The 20,578-nt window shown below is 67.3% G+C and carries 18 protein-coding genes and 1 pseudogene; 6 read left to right on the top strand and 13 right to left on the bottom strand.

The features are described from left to right. Both A5791_RS26060 and A5791_RS16365 read left to right on the top strand, forming a co-directional pair. Positions 1 to 194 (top strand): phosphatase PAP2 family protein (locus tag A5791_RS26060; protein ID WP_156661379.1); only part of this gene is annotated, 194 nt, incomplete at its 5' end. 4 nt (positions 195 to 198) lie between these two features. Then, entirely contained in the window at positions 199 to 855 is a 657-nt protein-coding gene (locus A5791_RS16365) for a L,D-transpeptidase (protein WP_067238923.1), read from the top strand. A gap of 373 nt (positions 856 to 1,228) precedes the next feature. Here the strand turns inward: A5791_RS16365 and A5791_RS16360 are convergent. Next, a pseudogene (locus A5791_RS16360) lies at positions 1,229 to 1,804 on the bottom strand (phosphatase PAP2 family protein); the annotation flags it as partial. 47 nt (positions 1,805 to 1,851) lie between these two features. Here A5791_RS16360 and A5791_RS16355 point away from each other — a divergent pair. From A5791_RS16355 to A5791_RS16345, 3 genes are all read left to right on the top strand, one after another. Next, positions 1,852 to 2,334, top strand: coding sequence for a hypothetical protein (locus tag A5791_RS16355; protein WP_067238910.1), 483 nt, complete (start codon positions 1,852 to 1,854; stop codon positions 2,332 to 2,334). A gap of 29 nt (positions 2,335 to 2,363) precedes the next feature. Further along, the gene (bluB, locus tag A5791_RS16350; RefSeq protein ID WP_067238906.1) at positions 2,364 to 3,023 is read left to right on the top strand and encodes a 5,6-dimethylbenzimidazole synthase; all 660 of its coding nucleotides are present in this window, start codon (positions 2,364 to 2,366) and stop codon (positions 3,021 to 3,023) included. A 78-nt stretch (positions 3,024 to 3,101) separates the two neighbouring features. Further along, complete coding sequence (locus A5791_RS16345; RefSeq protein WP_067238903.1) at positions 3,102 to 4,499, top strand: sulfatase; 1,398 nt, start codon at positions 3,102 to 3,104, stop codon at positions 4,497 to 4,499. Positions 4,500 to 4,502: 3 nt separating this feature from the next. Here the strand turns inward: A5791_RS16345 and A5791_RS16340 are convergent, their stop codons facing one another. Next, positions 4,503 to 5,282 (bottom strand): trans-aconitate 2-methyltransferase, encoded by a 780-nt coding sequence (locus A5791_RS16340; protein WP_067238899.1) that lies wholly within the window; start codon positions 5,280 to 5,282, stop codon positions 4,503 to 4,505. Positions 5,283 to 5,461: 179 nt separating this feature from the next. On the opposite strand from A5791_RS16340, the gene A5791_RS16335 reads away from it, so the two are divergent. Continuing rightward, positions 5,462 to 6,658, top strand: a complete 1,197-nt coding sequence (locus tag A5791_RS16335) for a S9 family peptidase (RefSeq protein ID WP_067238896.1) — start codon at positions 5,462 to 5,464, stop codon at positions 6,656 to 6,658. A gap of 1 nt (position 6,659) precedes the next feature. Here the strand turns inward: A5791_RS16335 and eccE are convergent, their stop codons facing one another. The 11 genes from eccE to eccA all read right to left on the bottom strand — a co-directional run. Beyond that, on the bottom strand, positions 6,660 to 7,646 hold the full coding sequence (gene eccE, locus A5791_RS16330; protein WP_067238892.1) for a type VII secretion protein EccE: 987 nt from the start codon (positions 7,644 to 7,646) through the stop codon (positions 6,660 to 6,662). Next, complete coding sequence (mycP, locus tag A5791_RS16325; RefSeq protein ID WP_067238889.1) at positions 7,643 to 9,049, bottom strand: type VII secretion-associated serine protease mycosin; 1,407 nt, start codon at positions 9,047 to 9,049, stop codon at positions 7,643 to 7,645. The genes eccE and mycP overlap by 4 nt, the downstream gene beginning before the upstream one ends. Beyond that, positions 9,046 to 10,491: a type VII secretion integral membrane protein EccD gene (gene eccD / locus A5791_RS16320; RefSeq protein ID WP_156661377.1), complete on the bottom strand. Its 1,446-nt coding sequence runs from the start codon at positions 10,489 to 10,491 to the stop codon at positions 9,046 to 9,048. The genes mycP and eccD overlap by 4 nt, the downstream gene beginning before the upstream one ends. 52 nt (positions 10,492 to 10,543) lie before the next feature. Beyond that, complete coding sequence (locus A5791_RS16315; protein ID WP_067238886.1) at positions 10,544 to 11,419, bottom strand: ESX secretion-associated protein EspG; 876 nt, start codon at positions 11,417 to 11,419, stop codon at positions 10,544 to 10,546. A gap of 10 nt (positions 11,420 to 11,429) precedes the next feature. Continuing rightward, positions 11,430 to 11,720, bottom strand: coding sequence for a WXG100 family type VII secretion target (locus A5791_RS16310; RefSeq protein ID WP_067238882.1), 291 nt, complete (start codon positions 11,718 to 11,720; stop codon positions 11,430 to 11,432). A 38-nt stretch (positions 11,721 to 11,758) separates the two neighbouring features. Beyond that, entirely contained in the window at positions 11,759 to 12,052 is a 294-nt protein-coding gene (locus tag A5791_RS16305) for a type VII secretion protein EsxS (protein WP_067238878.1), read from the bottom strand. Between the two features lie 64 nt (positions 12,053 to 12,116). Continuing rightward, positions 12,117 to 13,655: a PPE family protein gene (locus A5791_RS16300; RefSeq protein ID WP_067238875.1), complete on the bottom strand. Its 1,539-nt coding sequence runs from the start codon at positions 13,653 to 13,655 to the stop codon at positions 12,117 to 12,119. A gap of 2 nt (positions 13,656 to 13,657) precedes the next feature. Beyond that, positions 13,658 to 13,966: a PE family protein gene (locus tag A5791_RS16295; RefSeq protein WP_067238916.1), complete on the bottom strand. Its 309-nt coding sequence runs from the start codon at positions 13,964 to 13,966 to the stop codon at positions 13,658 to 13,660. Between the two features lie 35 nt (positions 13,967 to 14,001). Continuing rightward, on the bottom strand, positions 14,002 to 17,982 hold the full coding sequence (eccCa, locus tag A5791_RS16290) for a type VII secretion protein EccCa (RefSeq protein ID WP_067238872.1): 3,981 nt from the start codon (positions 17,980 to 17,982) through the stop codon (positions 14,002 to 14,004). Next, on the bottom strand, positions 17,979 to 19,610 hold the full coding sequence (gene eccB, locus A5791_RS16285; protein WP_067238869.1) for a type VII secretion protein EccB: 1,632 nt from the start codon (positions 19,608 to 19,610) through the stop codon (positions 17,979 to 17,981). The genes eccCa and eccB overlap by 4 nt, the downstream gene beginning before the upstream one ends. Then, positions 19,607 to 20,578 (bottom strand): type VII secretion AAA-ATPase EccA (gene eccA, locus A5791_RS16280; protein WP_067238866.1); only part of this gene is annotated, 972 nt, incomplete at its 5' end. The genes eccB and eccA, both read right to left, overlap by 4 nt.

Genomic DNA, 20,578 nt, shown 5'->3' with positions numbered 1-20,578 from the left:
TGCTGGCGGTCGGCAGTTCCCGGGTGGCACTGAACGTGCACCATCCGTCCGACGTGCTGGCCGGCTGGGCGCTGGGCTATTTGTATTTCCTGTTGTGCGTGTGGGTGATCGGGCGGACCGTGAAGTCACGACGCGGTGACCCAACCGGTTCTGAACATTTACTTGACCCGGCGGTTGAACCCGTCCGACGATGAACGGATGCGCCGACTGGGAGCTCTGCTGTGCGCTGCCGCGTGTCTGGTTGGCGCATGGCTTCTGCTTGCTCCGGTGAGTTGCGCGGTGGGTAGCCCGTGGTTCGCGAACTCGGTTGGCAATGCCACACAAGTGATTTCGGTTGTGGGGACCGGCGGTTCGAACGCGAAGATGGACGTCTACCAGCGCACGGCTGCTGGCTGGCAACCGGTCAAGACCGGCATTCCCACCCACATTGGTTCTGCCGGCTTGGCTCCGCAGGCCAAGAGCGGGTACCCGGCCACTCCGATGGGCGTTTACAGCCTCGACTCGGCCTTCGGCACCGCGCCGAATCCCGGTGGGGGACTGCCGTATACGCAGGTCGGACCCAACCATTGGTGGAGCGGAGACGACCACAGCCCCACCTTCAACACCATGCAGGTGTGCGAAAAAGCCAAGTGCCCGTTCGACACCGCCGAGAGTGAGAACCTGCAGATTCCGCAGTACAAGCACGCGGTGGTGATGGGTGTCAACAAGAACAAGGTGCCCGGCGGCGGCGCCGCGTTCTTCTTCCACACCACCGACGGCGGCCCCACCGAAGGTTGTGTGGCGATCGACGACGCCACGCTTGTGCAGATCATCCGATGGTTGCGGCCCGGCGCGGTGATCGCGATCGCGAAGTAGCGGGCGGCGCGTCGCCAGCTGCGCCCGTCACTGCTGTTCCTGGCCGGGAGCGCGTGTCGTTTTGACCCGCTCTGAGCGACAACTATTGCGCGCCAGGGATTTTGCCAAGTGAGAGGACGTACGTCCACGGTGCCCGCGGCGGGATTCGTAGTCTCGGGCGTTCGAGTGTGAAGCCACGGCTTTGCGTGTGAAGCCACGGCTTTGCGTGTGAAGTAGGGGCGAAAATTCGCGGATCTGCCCGCCCTAGCTTCACAGCCGACGCCGTAGCTTCACAGCCGACGCCGTAGCTTCACAGCCGACGCCGTAGGTTCACAGCCAACGCCGTCAGTCCACGCTTAACGCCGTAGGTTCACGCTTAACGCCGTCAGTTCACGCCCAGCGCCCAGCCGGCCAGCACGTCGGACGGATGGTGCACGTTCAGTGCCACCCGGGAACTGCCGACCGCCAGCACCCAGACCGCCCCAACCGCGACCGCCGTCCAGCGCCACCATCCACTGAGCAGCGGCAGCACAACGGTCAGCACCGCCAGCGCCCCGGCCATCGCCTCCAGCGCGTGCCCCGACGGGAACGACGTCTGCGGCACGGCTACCAACGCGGTGACCGGTCGCGGACGGTCGGCCAGATCCTTGGCCGTCGATGTCACGAAGGTGGTCAGCGGCAAGCAGGTCAGCAACAACAGCGCGGCCCGCACATTGCGCTTGACCGCCGAGACCACCGCGCCGACCATGCCGACAATCCGCAGCGGGATAGGACCCATGACGAAGGACACGTCGGCCCAGAACCGCACCCAGCCGGGATGCTTGACCCCGATGCTGTGCGCAGCATTCAGCAACGACCAATCGATGCTGTGCAGCCAGCTCCAGTTCTGCCGATAGCCCAACCACATGCCGGCGTAGACCACGACGGCGACGACGGCACAAGAAACGGCGAGGATCCGGGGGCGGGTCACCCCACTATCGATACCAGCACCGATGCCGAGGTCCGTCATACTGTCGTATGGCGGTTTATGTTCGCAAGCTGTTCGGCATCGGCAAGCTACCCGCCGATCTGCGTGCCGAGATCGAGGCCGAAGAACCCTTCTATCTCGCCGAGTACGTCGCGGTCACCAGGCGGTTCAGCGGCGCCATTCCCGGTCTGCGCGCCTCACACACCGTCGGCAGCTTCGTGGGTTCGCTGGCCTTCACCCCCGAGCGGGTGCTCGCCACGCTGTCGGTGGTGCCCCGGCTCGCCGGCCGCATGATCGATGTGCGCTGGGACCGGGCGCAGACCGGCGCGGCCACCGCCGAGATCTCGCCGACGGGTCTGCAGCTTGATCTGGACGTCGCGCAGGTCGACCCAAAATTCAGCGGTCAGCTCTCGCTGCACTACAAGGACGCCATCCCCCATGACGTGCTGGACCGCCTGCCGAGCCGATCGCTGGCCTTCGATATGCCACCCGAATACGTGTTCCGCGCGGTCGGCGTCACGTTCAGTCCTTGATTGCGATCCGCGGACACGGCCTTTCTACGATGGCTCTCGTGCCCCACCATGCGTTCAGTCCGCAGGAACGCCAGGCCGTGTACCGGGTGATCTCGGAACGGCGAGACATGCGCCGGTTCGTGCCCGGCGGGGTGGTAGACGAAGATGTGCTGGCACGACTGCTGCAGGCTGCGCACGCCGCACCGAGCGTGGGCCTGATGCAGCCCTGGCGTTTCATCCGCATCACCGACGAGCGGCTGCGCGCGCGCATCCACGCGCTGGTCGACGAAGAGCGCGCACTGACGGCGCAAGCCCTGGGACCGCGGGCGGAGGAATTTCTGCAGCTCAAAGTCGAGGGCATTCGCGAGTGCGCGGAGCTTCTCGTGGTGGCGCTGTGCGACGAGCGCGACGCGCACATCTTCGGCCGGCGAACGCTGCCGCAGATGGATCTGGCGTCGGTGTCGTGCGCCATCCAGAATCTGTGGTTGGCGGCCCGGTCCGAAGGCCTCGGCATGGGCTGGGTTTCCCTCTTCGATCCGCGACGGCTGGCAGCTCTGCTCGGCATGCCGCCCGGTGCAGAACCGGTGGCCATCCTGTGTCTGGGACCGGTACCGGAATTTCCGGATCGGCCTGCGCTGGAACTGGACGACTGGGCGTATGCGCGCCCGCTGGCCGAGTTCGTTTCCGAGAACCGATGGGATCACAGCTGAAACGACTTCGCCTCGGCGGCGCGCAGCCAGGCTCGGGTATCGTCGCCGGACGAGGTAACCGAAAGGATTGCAGCTGTGATGGCCGGCCGTGACAATGTGCTGCTGGTGCACTGGCACGACCTGGGGCGCTATCTCGGCGCCTACGGGCACACGGACGTGTCCAGCCCGCGGCTCGACCGGCTTGCCGCAGAGGGCATCTTGTTCACCCGGGCCCATTCCACCGCGCCGCTGTGCTCTCCGTCGCGGGGATCGCTTTTCACCGGGCGCTACCCGCAGAGCAACGGACTTGTCGGTCTGGCCCATCACGGCTGGGAATACCGCGCCGGCGTGCGGACGCTACCGCAGATTCTGTCCGAGTCAGGTTGGTATTCAGCACTTTTCGGGATGCAGCACGAGACGTCCTACCCGAAGCGGCTGGGCTTCGACGAGTACGACGTGTCGAACTCCTACTGCGAGTACGTCGTCGACAAGGTGCAGGAGTGGTTGCGCGGCGGCGCGCCGGTGACCTCCGGCCAGCCGTTCCTGTTGACCGCCGGATTCTTCGAGACCCACCGGCCCTATCCGCCGGAGCGCTATGAACCGGCCGACAGCGCGGCCGTCGAGCTGCCCGACTACCTGCCCGATACCCCCGAGGTGCGCCAGGACCTCGCCGACTTCTACGGCTCCATAGCCACGGCCGACGCGGCGGTCGGCCAACTGTTGGACACGCTGACCGAGGCCGGTCTGGACGCCACTACCTGGGTGGTTTTCCTCACCGATCACGGTCCGGCTTTCCCCCGCGCGAAATCGACGCTCTACGACGCCGGAACCGGCATCGCCATGATCGTCCGTCCGCCCACCGGCCGGGCGTTGGCGCCGAAGATCTACGACGACCTGTTCAGTGGCGTCGACCTGGTCCCGACGCTGCTGGACCTACTAGGCATCCATGTGCCGGCCGACGTCGAGGGGGTATCGCACGCGGCCCAGCTGCTCGCGCCTGACGAGCCAGCCGATCCCGTCCGCGAGCACGTGTACACCATGAAGACCTATCACGACGCGTTCGACCCGATACGGGCAATCCGCACAAAGGAATACAGCTACATCGAGAACTATGTGCCGCGACCGTTGCTGGACCTGCCGTGGGACATCCAGGAAAGCCCGTCCGGTCTTGCGGTCGCACCTTTGGTCACGGCGCCGCGTCCCGAGCGGGAGCTCTACGATCTGCGCGCCGATCCCACCGAGACCAACAACCTGCTCACCGCGGCCGGCTCCGAAGGGTCCGAGAAGATTGCCGAGATCGCGGCCGATCTGGCTGTCCGCCTGCATGATTGGCGCCAGCGGACCGACGACGTCATACCGTCGGATTTCGCCGGCTCCCGCATCGCGGCGCGCTACACCGAAACGTATCTGAAGACCCACCACGCCAAGGTGACCAGCCGCTCGGCGATCGCCTTCGACCGCGGCATCGAGGAGCAGCCCACCCAGTCCCACCAATAGCGGCTAGCCGGCGCGGCGCGATCCGACCTCGGCAACGACGAACACCCGCCGGAACGGGAAGATCGTGGTGCCGTCGGGCCGGGCCGGGTAGGCGTCGTCCAGCAACGGGATGAGCTCGCGGCGAAAACGCTCCCAGTCCTCGTCGTCGAGCCGCTCGCGCACCGGGACCAGCGCGGTGCCGGTGATCCACTCCAATACCGGGTGCTCACCTTTGAGTTGGTGCAGATAGGTGGTCTCCCAAACGTCTACCCGGCATCCGGCGTCCATCAGCAGGTCGGCGTAATACATCGGCGGCTGAACCACCGCCCCGACTCGAAACGGTATGTCGCGCATGATCTTTGCGTAGGGCTCCCGACGGGCAAGGGCCCGCACGGCGGCATGCGACGGCGTTTCGAAGTTGCCCGGCATCTGCACGGCGATCCATGAGCCCGGCGCGAGCTCCCCGGTCCAGCGAAGGAGCAGATCGGCATGCTCGGGCACCCAATGCAGGGCAGCATTGCTGACCACCACGTCGGTGTCGGGCTTCGGCTTCCAGTTGCGCAAGTCCCCGGTGGTGGCGTCGATTCCACGTTCCCGGGCGGCGCCGACCATCTCCGGCGAGCTGTCTAGCGCCTCGACCACCGCGCCGGGCCAGCGCTTGGACAGGTATTGGGTCAGATGGCCCGGTCCACAGCCGAGATCGACCACCCGCCGCGCGCGTTCGGCGCCCACCCGCGAGAGCAAGTCGTAAAACGGGCGGCTCCGATGGTCCGCGAAGGCCAGGTAGACGTCGGGATCCCACATGTCGGTCCTCCTGATCAACACCGTCGCTCATCGCCACGGTTAGACAAACCGTATTACCGAATGGTTCCCGCATGCGCACTGCCGGGGTACCAAGGTAAACCACACCGGCGATACGCGCAGGCGGCGCCGTTGCAGCGGGATACCATCGCGTGCACCGGCAAGAAAGGCGAACTGACGCGATGTCCGACGCAGAACCGATCGATCCGCCCGTTCCCGTGCCCGACCCCGTGGCCGGGGCCGACGTCTCGCCCGGCGCCGAAGGATTGCCCCGACGCTCCGACCTGCCGTTGGGCCAGCGCCTGGTCGTCGACACCTCGGCGATCGGCGACCTTGCGATGCGGACCGCTGTCGCATCGGTGCTGACCACGACGGTGGCGCCGGTCGTGGTCGCCAACGTCCTGCGTCAGTCCGGTAGCGAACGCAGCAAGCTGGGTTTCTATGCCGAGCTGGCATCCGAGCGGGATCCGGCGAAGTCGTTTCCGGCGCCCACCGAAATGCCGCGGGTTTCGTCTCGCCGGGCCAACGTGATCGCGGAGCGACTCGCGCGCGGCACCGTCGACAACATCGAGTTCACCAGCAGTTTCCGGGCGATCAATCCTGCGCTGCGCAAACAGTGGAGCCGGCTGCGGTCCAACAACATCGTTCGTGCGCAGCATTGGCGCCACGACGACGGACCACGTCCGACGCTGTGCGTCATCCACGGTTTCATGGGTTCGTCCTACCTGCTCAACGGCTTGTTCTTCTCGCTGCCGTGGTACTACCGGTCGGGCTACGACGTGCTGCTGTACACGTTGCCGTTTCACGGGCGGCGAGCCGAAAAGTACTCGCCGTTCAGCGGTTTCGGCTACTTTGCCCGCGGGCTGAGTGGTTTCGCCGAGTCGATGGCACAGGCGGTGCACGACTTCCGTTCCGTCGTGGACTATCTGCGCCACACCGGTGTCGAACGCGTGGCGTTGACCGGGCTTTCGCTGGGCGGCTATACCTCCGCGCTGCTCGCGACGGTCGAAGACCGGCTCGAGGCGGTCATTCCCAACTGCCCCGTCGTCACGCCGGCGAAGTTGTTCGGCGAGTGGTTTCCGGCCAGCGAGCTGGTGAAGCTGGGACTGTGGCTCACCGGCATCGACCGCGACGAGTTAGACGCCGGGCTGGCGTACCACTGCCCGCTGAACTATCTGCCGGTGGTCCCCAAGGAGCGCCGGATGATCATCACCGGGCTCGGCGATCGGATGGCCCCGCCGGAACACGCCGTAATGCTCTGGGAGCATTGGGATCGCTGCAGGCTGCATTGGTTTCCGGGCAGCCATGTGATGCACATCAGCCAGCTGGACTACCTGCGGCGGATGACCCCGTTCCTGCACAGCTTCATGTTCGACTAGTTCAGGCTCGAGGAGCGACCTCGGTCAGCGGTGCACGGTGAGCGCCGGTCAGTGGAGTCGGCCAGTTGAGGCTTGTCAGCAAGTCGGGGGGCGCAGCGGTGTGCCCGTCGAGCCGCCGAGTGGACAACGGATTCAAAGTCGTCAGCGCCGGCAGCTGATTTCCGCGCTGCGGGATGAGGCCGCCCAGCGGCGGCGCACTGCCCGGCTGGCGTTCGGTGCGAAAGGCACACGCGGCGGCAACCGTGTAATTGGTTGGCTCGCCCGCGATCTCGAGTGCTGTCCAGGTCTCGCGAGATGGATGCGACCGGATTGCGTCCAGAGTCTCGGGCAGCTCGTCATTCACGCTGACGCGGTATGCCGCCAGGTAGTCCGACCCCTGCGGCAGTGCACGCCATTTCTCGCGCGCCGCCGAAGTGACCAAGTGGGGGGCTTCTTCAGTCCCGACAATGCCGGCCTCCCAGCCGATTTCGCGCAGGTGATCGGCGAGCCGGCGGGCTGCGACCTGCGCGGTCTGGTGCAACGGGATGCGCGACGACCGGGCCTGCAGAGCCGCCAGGTTGTCGACCGCCGATATGGTCAGACCGACCCAGGTCTCCTGGGTACCAGACGCGTTGCCACGGCTGGTGATTCGCACCTTGTCGGCACGAATGCCGTAGCGGTTCAGGTAGCCGGCGACCAACGACAGCGGGAACACGTCCGGACCGCCATCGGACGGTCCGACCCGCAACAGGGCCGTTTTGCTTGTGTCACTGCTGAATTCGTGCGCGTGGTGCCTGCGCCGGAAGAGCATCGCCAACCGACGGCCCAGGATGGTGGTGAGGTGCAGCCCGCGCCACCAGCTGAACAGCACGATCACGACGGCGACGGCAATGCCGATCAGCCAGTAGTCGCGGTTGGTGTTCCAGGGGTAGGCCATCGCGGCGGGCACCACGGCCAGCAATGCGAGGGTGGTGCGGCCGGTTCCCGGCCACACGATGGATTGGCTCACGACGCGGAGTCCTTTCTTCGGCGCGAGGTGATCGCGGCGGCCACGGCGACGGCCGCGACGACCAGAGCCAGCGCGGCGGTCCCCACGAACGCGACGAACCGCGGTCTGTTGTCCTTCGGCGCCGGGGCCGGGGGGACGGCAACCGGCTTGACCGGCGCGGCACCTGCTGCCGGACCGGCGGGCAGGTCCCATGTCAACGCCGCCACCGGGTCGACACTGCCGACGCCGACGAGGTTGGAGGGTGCCCGGGCGCCGTTGTGCGCGGTAGCGGAGATGCGGCGCACCACCTGCTCGGCGGTCAGTGCCGGGTACTTGCTGCGTACCAGCGCCGCGACGCCGGAGACGTAGCCGGCCGCGTAGCTGGTGCCGCTGAGCGCTAACAGCCTCTGGTGGTCGTCGGGCAGGCCGTTGGCCAGGCCACCGCCGTCGCGATTGCTCACCGACGTAATGTTTTCGCCAGGTGCCGCGATGCCGACCCAGGGCCCGGCCATGCTGAATTTCGACGGCTTCCCATCCGGTGTCAGGGAGGCCACCGACAGCACGTACGGCTGCCACCACGAGGGGATCGAGACGGACGTGACGCTCGCCCAGTTCCGCGGATCCTGCGGCCGCCCCAGATCGGTGAGCGGATTCGAATCGCAGGACGTCCCGCCGGCGACCGATCCGGTCGGCCCCGTGTTGCCCGCGGCGGCCACGATAACCGCGTCCTTATCCACCGCCGCGTACCGCAACGCCGCACCAAGTGCTGTCTGGTCGATGGGGCGGTCGGCGGGCAGGCAGGTTGCCGACGAGATGTTGATCACCCGGGCGCCGAGGTCGGCCGCATGCACGATCGCGCGGGCCAGCGTCGAAACGTCCGAAGATGCCTGCGCCAGAAGCGGATCGCCGCCCGGCGTCTTCGCCGAGAACTTGGCGGAGGTGACCCGCAACGACACCACCCGTGCCGCGGGCGCGACTCCGGAGAAACCGTCGTCTGCGGGCTGGCCGGCGATGATCCCGGCGACCAGCGTGCCGTGCCCGTCGCAGTCGGTCAGGCCGTCGGTCGTTTCCACATAATCGCCGCCCGCGGTGACGTTGGGCAGCCGCGGACCAGGCCGCACCCCGGTGTCTAGCACCGCGACCAACTGGCCGTCGCCACGTGAAAACCGCCATGCCCCAGGCAGATCCAGCATCGATTGGCTCGGCGTCGTGATACCGGCGTCGGTGCCCGGGATGACTCCCGAGGTGCTGCACGGTCCGCGTTGCTCCATCGGCTGTCCAGGCCCTGGGGTGCCGCTCGGCGGTGGTACGGCCGGGTCGACCTTCGGACCGGTGATGGCGACCGCCTGCGGGCAGCTCCAAACGACAGCGGTCGCAAAAGCGGCCAAAGTCGCTGTGAGACGGACTGATCCGGCTCGAATCATCGATTCAATACCCAGCTGAACAGCCCCACCAGGTAGGCCATCACCGGGATCAGCGAAGCGTCCAGACCGGCGGCGACGAATCCCAGCAGGCGGCGCAGCGGCAGCGAGTAACTCTCCGGCGAGGCGATCCGCGGGTTCAGCGCGACCACCACCCACACGAACAGCAGCGCCGCGAGTACCAGGGCGGCGCCCAACGCGGCGACATAGCGTCCGGTTGCCGTGTAGAACACCAACAGCACACCGGCGACCAGATAGGGCTGGGCCAGCAGCCAGGCCTTGCAGGCGGCCGAATCCCACACCCGGGCGCGCAGTGTGGCGGTGGCCGCGGTGGCGCCCACCACGTACCAGCCGAAGCCACTCAACGCCTCGGGCCGCAATGCGATCGCCACCGACCCCAGAACGCTCAGCAGCACCGCCGCGGCGATGAACCCGTTCTGATGGGCATCGCTGACGCGCACCCGCCGCGGCAAATCCTGGAGCACCCGCAACGAGGGCGCCGACGGCGTGGGGTCACCCGGCGCCGGGATGACCGGCAGGGGGAAGCGGGCCCACAGCGCCGACAGCTGAGCCGCTTGGATGGTGATCAGCAGGCCCGCCACGATCAGACCGCAGCCGATGGACAAAATGGGCAATTGCCAAAGCAACTCGGCGCCGGCCGCCAGCCCGACCACGATACCGACGACCGCCGACGCGGTGAAGAAGGCGACGATGCGCTCACGCCCCTGGCCGGGCACCATCAGCACTATCAGCGACCACGCGGCGACGCCCGCAGCGGCCAGCAGCAAGTGCGCCGGGCCGAACTTGCCGGGTACCGCCAAGGTCAACGCGGCACCGATCGGCACCAGCGCCGCGATCGACAGCGCGATGCCGGCGGCCGCCGAACGTGTCCTGACGACCAGACCGGCCACCGCGGTGACCACCGCGATCGCACTGACCGCCAACAGTCCGGCCAGGCCGTGGGTGGCCGTCCGGTAGGTGACCGCGAGGCCGGTCGCGAGCAGGGCCACGGCGATCGCCGCCGCCAGCGCACCACGCTGGATATGCGCTGCGCCCCAAGGCTTTAGCCGGGACGTGGAGAAGATCATCGCGGCGTCGGCGATGTCCTCGACGATGCCGGGTGCGGCCGGGCCGACGGGCACCGGCTGCAGCGCAAGCAGATCGCCGTCGACGACACCCACGGTGTCCAGGCTGGCATCGAGGCTGAACGGCGCACCGCCGATCGGGGCCAGGCTCAGGTGGGTAGCTGCGTCAGCCGGATCCTCGGCATCGCCGTCGGGAGCGGCTGGAGCCGCCAATCGGTGTACCGCGGGCAGGATTTCGCGCAGTGGCAACTCCGCGGGCAGGGCCAGTTCCGTCAACCTGCTGTCCGCGAGAATCGCGACGCGGACAATCGGCATGACGGCGCCGGACGTCACCGGACCCCCGTCAACGAGTGCGGCCATTGCTGAGACATCGTGCTCTCTTCTCTATCTGTTGGTGCTATGACGATGGGACTTATGACGATTGAACAGAGAAATCTCGGGACAGCCGCTGGCCCGGGAACCATTGGCTGTCAGGCAAACTGGCGGTCAGCTGTTCAATCGCGACCGCGATCGCAAAAGGCGTGCCGGGGCTGAAGGTGGAAACCCACTCCCCGTCGAAGGCGCGCGACGGGCTCACCAGTACCCGGCCCGCGGCGGTGTCGACGACGCTCATCCCCACTTCGGTGGTGGAGTGCCGGCCGTCGCGGCGGCACCCGGCGACGACCTCGACGTAGCTGCACGGGCCGGTGAACACCGATTCCACCACCGCTCGAGCCGACGCCGGGATCCCCAGGTAGTCAATGACTTCCGCGAGCGGGGTGCCCGAGCGCAGCCGCTCGTCCGCACGGGCGCCGACCCGCGTCGGCATGCTGAACTCGTCGAAGCGCGCGGGTGCCCGCTGCGCCAGGCCGACACAGAGCACCGGGACCAGCGCCATCGGGCCGTCCACCTGCATCGCGGTGATGGTGATCAACTGCGCGCTGCGCAGCGCGACGACCGTCTTCGCGATGCCGTCGGTGGCGCCCCCGCGGTGGGCGACCAACCCGCGCAACAAGCCCGCGTCGGCGGAGCTGGCGGGGCCCACGAAGCGCAGGTCGAGCCACCGATCGGCAAAGCAGACCACTCGAATCCAGTCGGCGACCGCGGAATTGATAGTGCCGTCGGCCGATATCAGACCCATCTCGGTCAGCTCGGTCCGCTGACGGTCGAAAAACGCATTCCGCTGCGCGGCATCGCGGTACGGGGTGGTGATCGCCAGTACCCATGGGAACGAGCCCGCCCCAATGGTTTCCGCGATGAACCATGCGTGATCGACCGTCAGCTCGACGGCATTCGGTTCGACGCTCATCTAGCCGGTACTAACCGCCCCATTTGGCGGCTTCGGCCTGGTCGCGCGCCATCATCGCCATGGTGTTGGACTCATGGGTGGTGGCCATCGCCTGGTAGGCGCGTACCAAGTCGTCCATGGCCTGGTTCCACTGGACCTGCCAGGCCTGGTAGGTCATACCGGTGGTGCCCTGCCAGGCGTTCGACAGGATGGCCTGCTCGCTGGCGATGTCGGCACCAAGCCCCTGCAGTGTGCCGGCGTAGCCCGCCATATCCCCGGCGTGGCCCAACATCGCCGGGTAGTTGTACATGATCTGCGACATCAGAATGTCCTTTCGGGTCAGCGATTAGTAGATCCGGGTCAGAATCCGGTGTAAGTCGACGCGGCTGCGGCGTCGGTGGCCACATATGTACCGGCGGCGGCACCCAAATTCGTCTGCGCGATGTCCAGCAAGGTGTTGACCCGTGCTGCCACCTCGACAAAGCGAGCGTGCGCAGCCTGGAACGCCACCGCGGACTCGCCCTGGTGAAACGCCTGCGCCGCCAACGCCGCCTGCTCAGCCTGGCCAATGGTGTGCCGCATCAAGGCCGTCTTGGTGCCAAACTCCGACTCAGCCGCTACCAACTGCGGAATATGAGCGTCCAACATACTCATAATGACTTGTCTCCCTTCGTGTTTCGATTGATCACCAGCTTGTTGAGAACTCTTTGGCTAACTGTCAGGTCCCCCCTCCCCGGGCTGATCCGGACCCATCGGGGCCACTTGCACCGGACGGATCAGAGTGCCAAGTTCCGGGCACCATCGGCATCGTCGGGCCGCCACCGAATTCGTCACCGTCCAGCATGGTCAGCCCCGCCGCCTGGGCAGCGGAGTCTTTGCGCGCGGTGCCGGCAAATCCCAGCGGGCCGGCCCCCTGATTCGACGCGCCCGCGCCGAAATCGGGGACGACGCCGATGTCGGAATCCATGTCCAAAAACTCGTCGCCGTGGTCGTGCATGGCTGCGCGCCGCCGCCGGCGTGCTCGCGCCTCGGCCCGAATCGGCGCCGCCGCACCAGCCGCGGGGATGGTTGCCGCAGGGGCTTTGGCCCCGCCGCGGCCGCCCACTGTCGGACCCACATCGGGACCCCAGTCACTAACGGCGCCAATGGCATAGAGAAAACTCGCCGCGGCTGGAACCGGCGCCGGGGCACCCCCGGCGGGGACCCCGGACGCCGTACCGGATGCCGGTGCTGCGGACGGACTCGGCGCAGGAGTGGAGAGTCCGGGAACCGGGGCGGGCTGCTGCTGAGCGACACCGCCCGGAACCGGCGCCGGCTCTCCCGGTGCGCCGTCGGTAATAGCGTCGAAGTCGAAGGGGTCCAAGGAAATCAAGTTCGTCAGCCCGACGATGGCCAGGGGCAGCCACAGGGGCGCACTCAGCATGACCCCCCACGTGAAAGATCCGACCGGCACCCAAAACGCCTCGTATGCGACAAACAAGAGCAGCGGCCCCCAGGCAACGAGCGCCGCCGACGGGTTGGTCAGGAAATCGCTCAGCATCTGCTGAAGCGACTGAAGGGGATTGGAGAGAAAGTTCTCCAGCGACTTGATGAGGTTTTGCAGCCATTGGGAGATGCTGTCCGAACTGTCAAGCGACGAACCGGCGTTGGTGGCCTGCGCGGTCGCCGCTGCCTGGTTCAGATCGGCCGCAGGTTGCGCCTCGCCACCGGGAGCCAGCACCATCGGCGCCGGAGTGGTGCGCGGCGCCGATGCCAGCGCCGCACCGGCCGCGGCCTGGTAAACACCCATGGTTGTGGCGGCCTGCACCCACATCCGCATGTAGTCGGCCTCGTTGAGGGCGATCGGAATGGTATTGATCCCAAAAAAATTCGTCGCCACCAACACACCGTGAACGACGTGGTTGGTGGCCAGCTCCGGCAGCGTCGGCATGGCCGCCAACGCAGCCGTGTAGGCGGCCGCGGCAACCTCGTGCTGCGCCGCCGCGCCCGCGGCGTCCGCGCTGGCCTGCATCAACCAGGCCAGGTACGGCGTGTGCGCGGCCACGTACCGCTCGGCGCTGGGACCTTGCCAAGCCCCCGCTTGTACCGCCCCCAGGTGCCCACTGAGTTCTGCTGCCGCCGAGGCGTATTCGGTGCTGAGCGAGGTCCATGCCCCGGCGGCCGCCAACAGCGACCCCGGTCCAGGACCAGCGCTCAGCAACGCCGAATGCACCTCCGGCGGCGACGCAATCCAGATGGGGCTAAAGGGGGAAGTCACACTCAGCCGCCCGCGAACCCATAGGTAGCGGCGGCCGCGGCGTCACCGGCCAGATAGCTGACGCCCGATTCGCCCACGCCCACACCGGCGCGGCCCAGCTCTTCCACGCCTTGGGCGGCGACGGCCGAGTGCTCCTCGCCCTGGGCGCTGAACCCGACCGCGGTCTGCAGCGACACCGGATCGATCGCAGGCGGCACCACCGCCGTGATCAACGGAGCCGCGGCTGCGTGCGCGGCCGCCAGCCGGGCCGTCAGCCCCTCCACCGCAGCACTCGCGGCGGCCAGGCCCTCGGGAATCACTCGCAACGTCATGACAATCACTCCTTACTGTTGCGTTTCACCAGAAATCAACGGGCCATCCCCTCAATCCCCTCACCGACCAACGGGTTGACCAGTTGCACATATGTCGGGGTATCGCTGTCGCCCAACAGAATCGCGCGTCCAGCCGGCAGCCGGCCGAACCGCTGACCGCGGATCTTGCCGCTGTCGGCCGGGTTGCCCGCCAGCATCAACGTGGTCGCCTGCAGGTCGTTGAAGCGGCGCAGCAACGGGTTGGTCATCAGCACGTGGCCCGAGCCGGTCGCACGTCCGGTGACGATCACCCGCAGCCCCAAATCAGCGGCCTGGCTTAGTAATCCGAGCAGCGGGGTCCACGGCCGCTGGCCGATGTAGGGACCGCTGATCGCCGGTGAATCCGGTATCTGGTCTACATCGTCGATGATCAGGTAGTGCGTGTGGCCGGTGTACGTCCAGCGGGACAGCTCGGCCGCTGACATGCCCGCCGGCGGCCGCCGCGCTTCGATGAGGTTGGCCAGGCCGATCATCGCCGGGGTGATCCGGTCGACGTTGGCGTTGTATTCGTTGTCCGGAAACAGCGGCTCGTCGACGAGGTGCAGCCGGCGATCCAGCACGGTGAACGCCACCCGGTCGGCCGAGGAGTGTTCTCGGATGGTGCGGATGATATGCCGCAGCAAGGTGGTCTTACCGGACTTGCTGTCGCCGAACACCATCAGCAACGGATTGTCGGAGAAGTCGATTGCGACGGGTGCGAGATCCTCCTCGCGCTGGCCGATCACGACTTGCTCCGGACCTGGGTACAGGACTCCGACGGCTTCCGGTGACAGGTTGGTGGGCAACAACCGCACCGGCGGTGCGGCCATGTCCGGGTAACGCGCATTGATCGCGGGAATCTGGTCCAGTCCCGGAGTTGCGATCAGGAAATGCTCGGCGGCCATCGTCAGACCGCGGCCCGGCTGGTCGGCCGGGACCGCGTCGGCCGGCCGGCGCAGGGCCCCGACCACCCGCACATTGCTGTCGCGCGCGTCGTGCAGCTTGAGCTCGAGCCGCAGCCCTAGCCCGTCGCGCATCGCCAACGGCACCTCCAGCCAGCTCGGGGTGGTGATGATTACGTGAATGCCGTACGCCATCCCGACGTTCACCAACTCGGTCACCCTGGCCAGCAACGGATTTCGGGTGTTGAACTGGTCGGTGTTGTCGCGGCCGAACGCATAGAGGTTGTCGATGACCAGGAACACCTCGCCGAACCCGTCGTCGGGTGCCGAGCCGTTCCCGTGACCGTTGCGGCCATTGCGGGGTCGGTCGCGGAAAGCCTCGCGCTGCTGGCGCGACAACAACAGCTGCTCCAGCTCACCGAAGGTGCGGCGGATCCGTTCGGGTTCCAGCGCCGACGCCACGCTGCCGACGTGGGCCAGGTCCTCCAGTGCGCGTAGCTGGCCGCCACCGTAGTCCAGGCAGTAGAACGTGACGTCGCGCGGCGAGTGCAGGGTTGCGGCCGACAAGATGAATGTCTGCAGCGCAGTCGATTTGCCGGATTTGGGACCGCCGTGAATCACCATGTTTCCGGCCGACGACGTGGCGTCGAAGATAAGCGGATCGCGGCGCATCTCGAATGGCTTGTCGATTTCACCGATGGGCCAGCGCCACTGACGTTCCGGCACCCCGGCTCGGGCCAGCACGCTGGGCAGCGGGATCGGATCGTCGAGCGGCGGCAGCCACAACTGTGGCGCCTGCGGGCCGTAGCGCGCCAGCTGTTCTCCGATGGTCGCGATCAACTTGCGCGGCGGGCCGGCCGACTCGTCGTCTTCACCGCCGGTTATCACGGTGCCATGATCCGTCGGCACGGCACTCGCGGTGAACAGTTTGGGCTCTGGGACGGATTGCACCACAAGGGTTTTAGCGGCCTGCGGCGGTTCGTAAATCCCGTCGACATAGGTACTGCGGAACTTGATCGGCGTGGCGCCGGGCGCGGGCACCAGGAAGCCCACTCCCTTGTGCTCTTTGCCGGATTCGATGTGGTAGGCGTCCTCCACGCCGATGATCTGGCGGGAAACGCTGGGGCTGGCCACTTTTAACCCGATGCGGTATGAGGTGTTCTTGTCGATGTCCTTGATCTTGCCGACATCCAGCGTCTGGGAAGCGAACAGGATATGGATGCGGAACGAGCGGCCCTTGCGGGCCACGTAGTCGAACAGCTCCGCGTACTCGGGGTGGTCGGCCAGCATCAGGGTGAACTCGTCGGCGACCACGAACAGCGTCGGGATGGGCGCTAAGTCATGGCCCGCCGCCGCCGCATTCTCGTATTCGGTCACCGAATTGAACGCGCTGCCCTGAATCCGCCGGCCGGCTTCGCGCAGCAGCACCTCACGGCGCGCCACCTCACCACGCAGCGTGTCGGCGAAGCGGTCGGCCAGCGACTTCTTCTCGGCCATGTTGGAGATCACCGCGACGACTTGCGGGAAGTTGCGGAAGCTGTCGGCCCCTGCCTCACCCTTGAAGTCCGCGTAGATCACGATCAGCCGCTCAGCCGAGTGAGTCGTCAACAGGGACAACAGAATCGACATCAGGGTCTGGGATTTCCCGGAACCCGTCATACCGATCATCAGACCGTGCGGACCCATACCGCCCTCGGCCTCGTCCTTGAGGTCGAAGATCAACGGCTCCCCGGTTGCGGTGACGCCGATCGGAACCCGCAATTCGTCGTCACGGTGGCGTGGCGCCCACAGCGTGGGGACATCCAGGCGTGATGCGTCCGGGATGCCGAGCAGCGTGGTGAAGCTGGCCCCACGGGTACCCGCCGAACGGAGCCCGGCGTGAGTGGGGTTGGAATCCCACCTCGACAGCCGGCGGGCCAAATGTGCGGCATCGTCGACGCCGAGTTGGTCCGCGTCGTCGATGTACGGTTGCCAGCCACCGGTCTGCCAGCGCTCGATCGCGCCGTCGGCGATGCGCAGGATCGGCCGTTCCGGGTCCGAATACTGTTCGCGGTGCGGCGGTGTGGCCGAGCAGTGCACGACGGTGACCCCGGAGCGGCCGACTGCCAGCGTCGAGACGTCCAGGTCGTACTCGGCATCGTCGACGATGATCAGCAGGTGCCGCAGCGCGTCGGCGGGCTCGCCGACGAACGCGGGCCGGTCGGCCAGGGCCGTGCCCATCAGGGAGATCAGCTCGTCGGGGTCGGTGGTCAGGTAGCGGGCCGGGCCCACCCCGTCCACCTGGCCGGGAATGTCGACGTGCGGCAGCCACTTCAGCCAGGACCAGTCGTCGGCCTCCAGGTCGTGAGCGGCCAGCGCCACCCCGAGCACCGTGGGGTCGTGCCAGGTCACCGCCTGGGCTATCCAGGCACGCAGGGCGGCGCGCACCTCCGCCGGATCACCGAGAACGGTAATCCGCGAGACTTTCGTCAAATCGATTCCGGTCGGCACGTCGTGGACGGTGCGCTGGGCGTCGAGCAGGCTGCGTAATGCACTGTGCGCCACCGGTTCCAGGTCGATCTCGTCGGCGGTGTCCTGGACCCGCAGCGGAGCCGCCAAAGGCGCCGAGTGCCGTCCGGCCCGCAACACCAGGAAGTCGGGGTCGTGCGGATCGCGCTCCCACTGCCGGCGTGAGCCGGGAACGGCCGTCAGGGCCGAAGGGTCGGGATGTGACCACTCCGCGGCCGCGCGTTGCTCCGCGGCCTGAGTGCGGATGTTGTCCCGGACCACGGAGAGGTACCGCAGATAGTCGGCCCGCTCGGCGTCGACCTCTTCGGTGCGCATCTTCTTGTCGTTGCCGCGGTACAGCCCGGTGGCGGCCAGCAGCAGCACGAAGGGGAAGAACAACGTCTGCGGGGAGATCAGCCGCATCCCGGTGGCGACCAGCGCCACGATCATGCCGACGATCAGGATCACGATCAGATACGGCATGGCGCGTCGCAGGAACGACGGCGGAATCACCCGCGGCAGTTCGGGAGGGGCCTCGATGGCGATGGTGCCCTTGCGGGTCTTCGGTGGCGGCAGCCGCCGGCGGGCCTCGAAAATCAGTCTGCTCATCGGGGCTCTCCTTGAGCCTCAGCTGGGCGGCCGGGCTTGGTGTCGGGCGCCAGGCCGTCGTGTGCCAGCAGCGCGTCGGCGCGGGACAGCGTCGGCCCGTTCGCGAAAAGGGACAGGATGGACCATGGGACTGCGAGCGGCGGGTTGCTCAGGCCAAGGGCCTCAACGGTTTTGGAGCGTCCGGAAGTGCCGGTTCCGACCTCGGTGTCGATGCCGTAGCGCACCCCGGTGTCGGACACCCAGAACAGCGAACCGGTGGGCGGTGCGGCCGTCCCGCCGCCGACGGTCTGGGTGAAGTAGCCGGTTCCGGGTACCAGGGCGACTCGGGAAGCGGCCCCGGGCGCGCCGGCGCTGACCAGATCGAGGGTACGTATCCCGTCGGACACCGGCAGTGCCGAACCCGACAGCAAGCGCAATGCGCTGGTGGCGGCGCCGGCAGGTTTGCTCCAGTACGCGCAGGTGACCGGATCGTGTCCGGCGTCGACCAGCGTGACCCGCTGGGCCGGGTAGCGCGCGGAATCCAGCATCCGCGAGACCGGCAGCTTGGCGACCTCGTCCGCACCGAGCCGCGGCGGCTGTTGCAGGCCATACGAATTGGCGTTACGCAGGATCGCGGCGAGCACCGGCGAGATCGGCTGCAGTCCGTCCGGCAACACCGCGTAATAGGTATCGGAAGCGTGTTGGCCCAGGCTGTAGGCGACCACCACCGCCCCGATGGGGGCCGGTACCGGGAAGTTTGCCGGGCTACCGGCGTTCGGGATGGGCGGGGCGGCCAGCGGCGGCGCCTCCGGAATGGCGTTGAACAGGCCGGCGGCGATGGGCCGCGGTGCGGGCAGGTCGGTGCCGAGACCCAGAGCGTTGGTGACCGCGTGGTCGGCGACGTCGATCTGGCTGCGCTTGCCCTCCCACAGCAGCCAGGTGCCGCTTCCCCGGTCACCGGAGAAGTCGACCAGGACGACCTGATCGGAGCTCAGCGCGCCGGCTCGTGCGCCGTGGCTGTCGGGCGGGCCGGCGATCACCGTGACGCCGGTGCTGTGGCCGGCGCGTCCACCCTGCACGGGTCCGCTGATGGTGTCGCATACCGTCCAGTTCGCGTCCTTAACGGTGCTCTGCACCATCCGCTCCGGCGCTCCCGGAATGCCGATCAGGTTGCCACGCGGAAAGCGGTCCAGCTCAGTGCTTTTCACCGTGGTCGGATTGTCCGGCTTACCCGCGATCAGCCGAGCCGAGGTCAGGTTCAGCACCGGATGCAGCTGGTCGCCGACCCGCACGTAGAGCGCCGCGGTCGAGCGATCGGCCAGGATGGCATTGTTGCCCACCGTGCCGTTGGGCCGGATCAGGGAGAAGACGAAGCAGGCCGCCAGTCCGGTGATCAAGATGAGCGCACCCATCAGCACCGCGCGCGACTGGGTGCGCAGCGGATCGACGAGCATCCGGGTGTCGTGCAACGCGATACCAGAGGCGATGCGGCGCATCACGAACCGCCATCCGCTCACCTGGTGGCGGGTGACGAAGCCGCGACGGTAGGCCACCGCGTCGGGATTGTCGTTCACCGGGGTGCGGGAGGTGAAAGAGCGTCGTTCTCCATCTTCCGACTCCCAGTCCCGGTGGGGTTCGCGCCGCGTCATGCCGGCACCGAAAGACCAAGACCACGCAGCAGCGGGTCGACCGACTTGGCCACGTCTTCCGCGGTGACGGTCATCAGCTCCTCGTCGCTGAACTCGCCGGACCCGGCATGTTCGGAGTGGTCCAGCCGGAATTCACGTTCCTCTTCCGAGCGTTCGACGATGTTTCGGACGAACCGGCCGTTGCCCGCGATGTCCAGGCTGCGCCGCGAAATGCCGTTCGCATCGGGGGTCGACGACGCGGCCAACTTGGAGAACAGCACCTCCAGGTTTTCCAGTGCGGCCGGTTCGAAGACGCTGTCGCGCTGCTCGGCCATCTTGTGCGCGATCTCGACCAGTTCCGACGACGAGTACGACGGGAAGTCGATGTTGCGAGTGAACCGCGAGCGCAGGCCCTCGTTGGTGTCCAGGAACTTGTCCAGATCGGCGCGATACCCGGCGATGATGACCACCAGCCGGTCGCGGTCGTTTTCCATCCGGGCCAGCAGGGTGTCGATCGCGACCAGACCGAAGTCGTTCTTGGCTCCGGTGGCCACCAAGGCGTAGGCCTCGTCCAGGAACAGCACCCCGTCAAGTGCGCTGTCGATGATCGCGTTGGTCTTGGCCTCGGTCTCGCCAATGTGCTGGCCGATCAGGTCGGCGCGATGTACTTCTCTGATGTTCTCTCGCTTCAACAGGCCCAGGCCGCAATAGATTTTGGCGACCACGCGCGCGATGGTGGTCTTGCCGGTCCCGGGCGGTCCGGCGAAGACGAGGTGGTGGGCGCGCTGGGCAACCGCGAGCCCGCGCTGCTTGCGGACCAGCTCCATGGCCACCGAACTCTTCAGTCGGGACACCTGGTTCTTGACCTCTTCCAAGCCGATGAATTCGGCCAGCTGGCATTCGGCCTCGTGGAGCAGCGCGGCCTTGCGTTCGTGAGCCGCGGGGTCGACGAAGTCGTCGGCGCTCGGCTCGGTGGCGGGATCCCACGG

It is taken from the genome of Mycobacterium sp. 852002-51163_SCH5372311, from assembly GCF_001667115.1.
GTDB lineage: Bacteria > Actinomycetota > Actinomycetes > Mycobacteriales > Mycobacteriaceae > Mycobacterium.
Note: the sequence above shows the minus strand (reverse complement) of the source record. Positions and strands in the feature narration are given on the sequence as shown.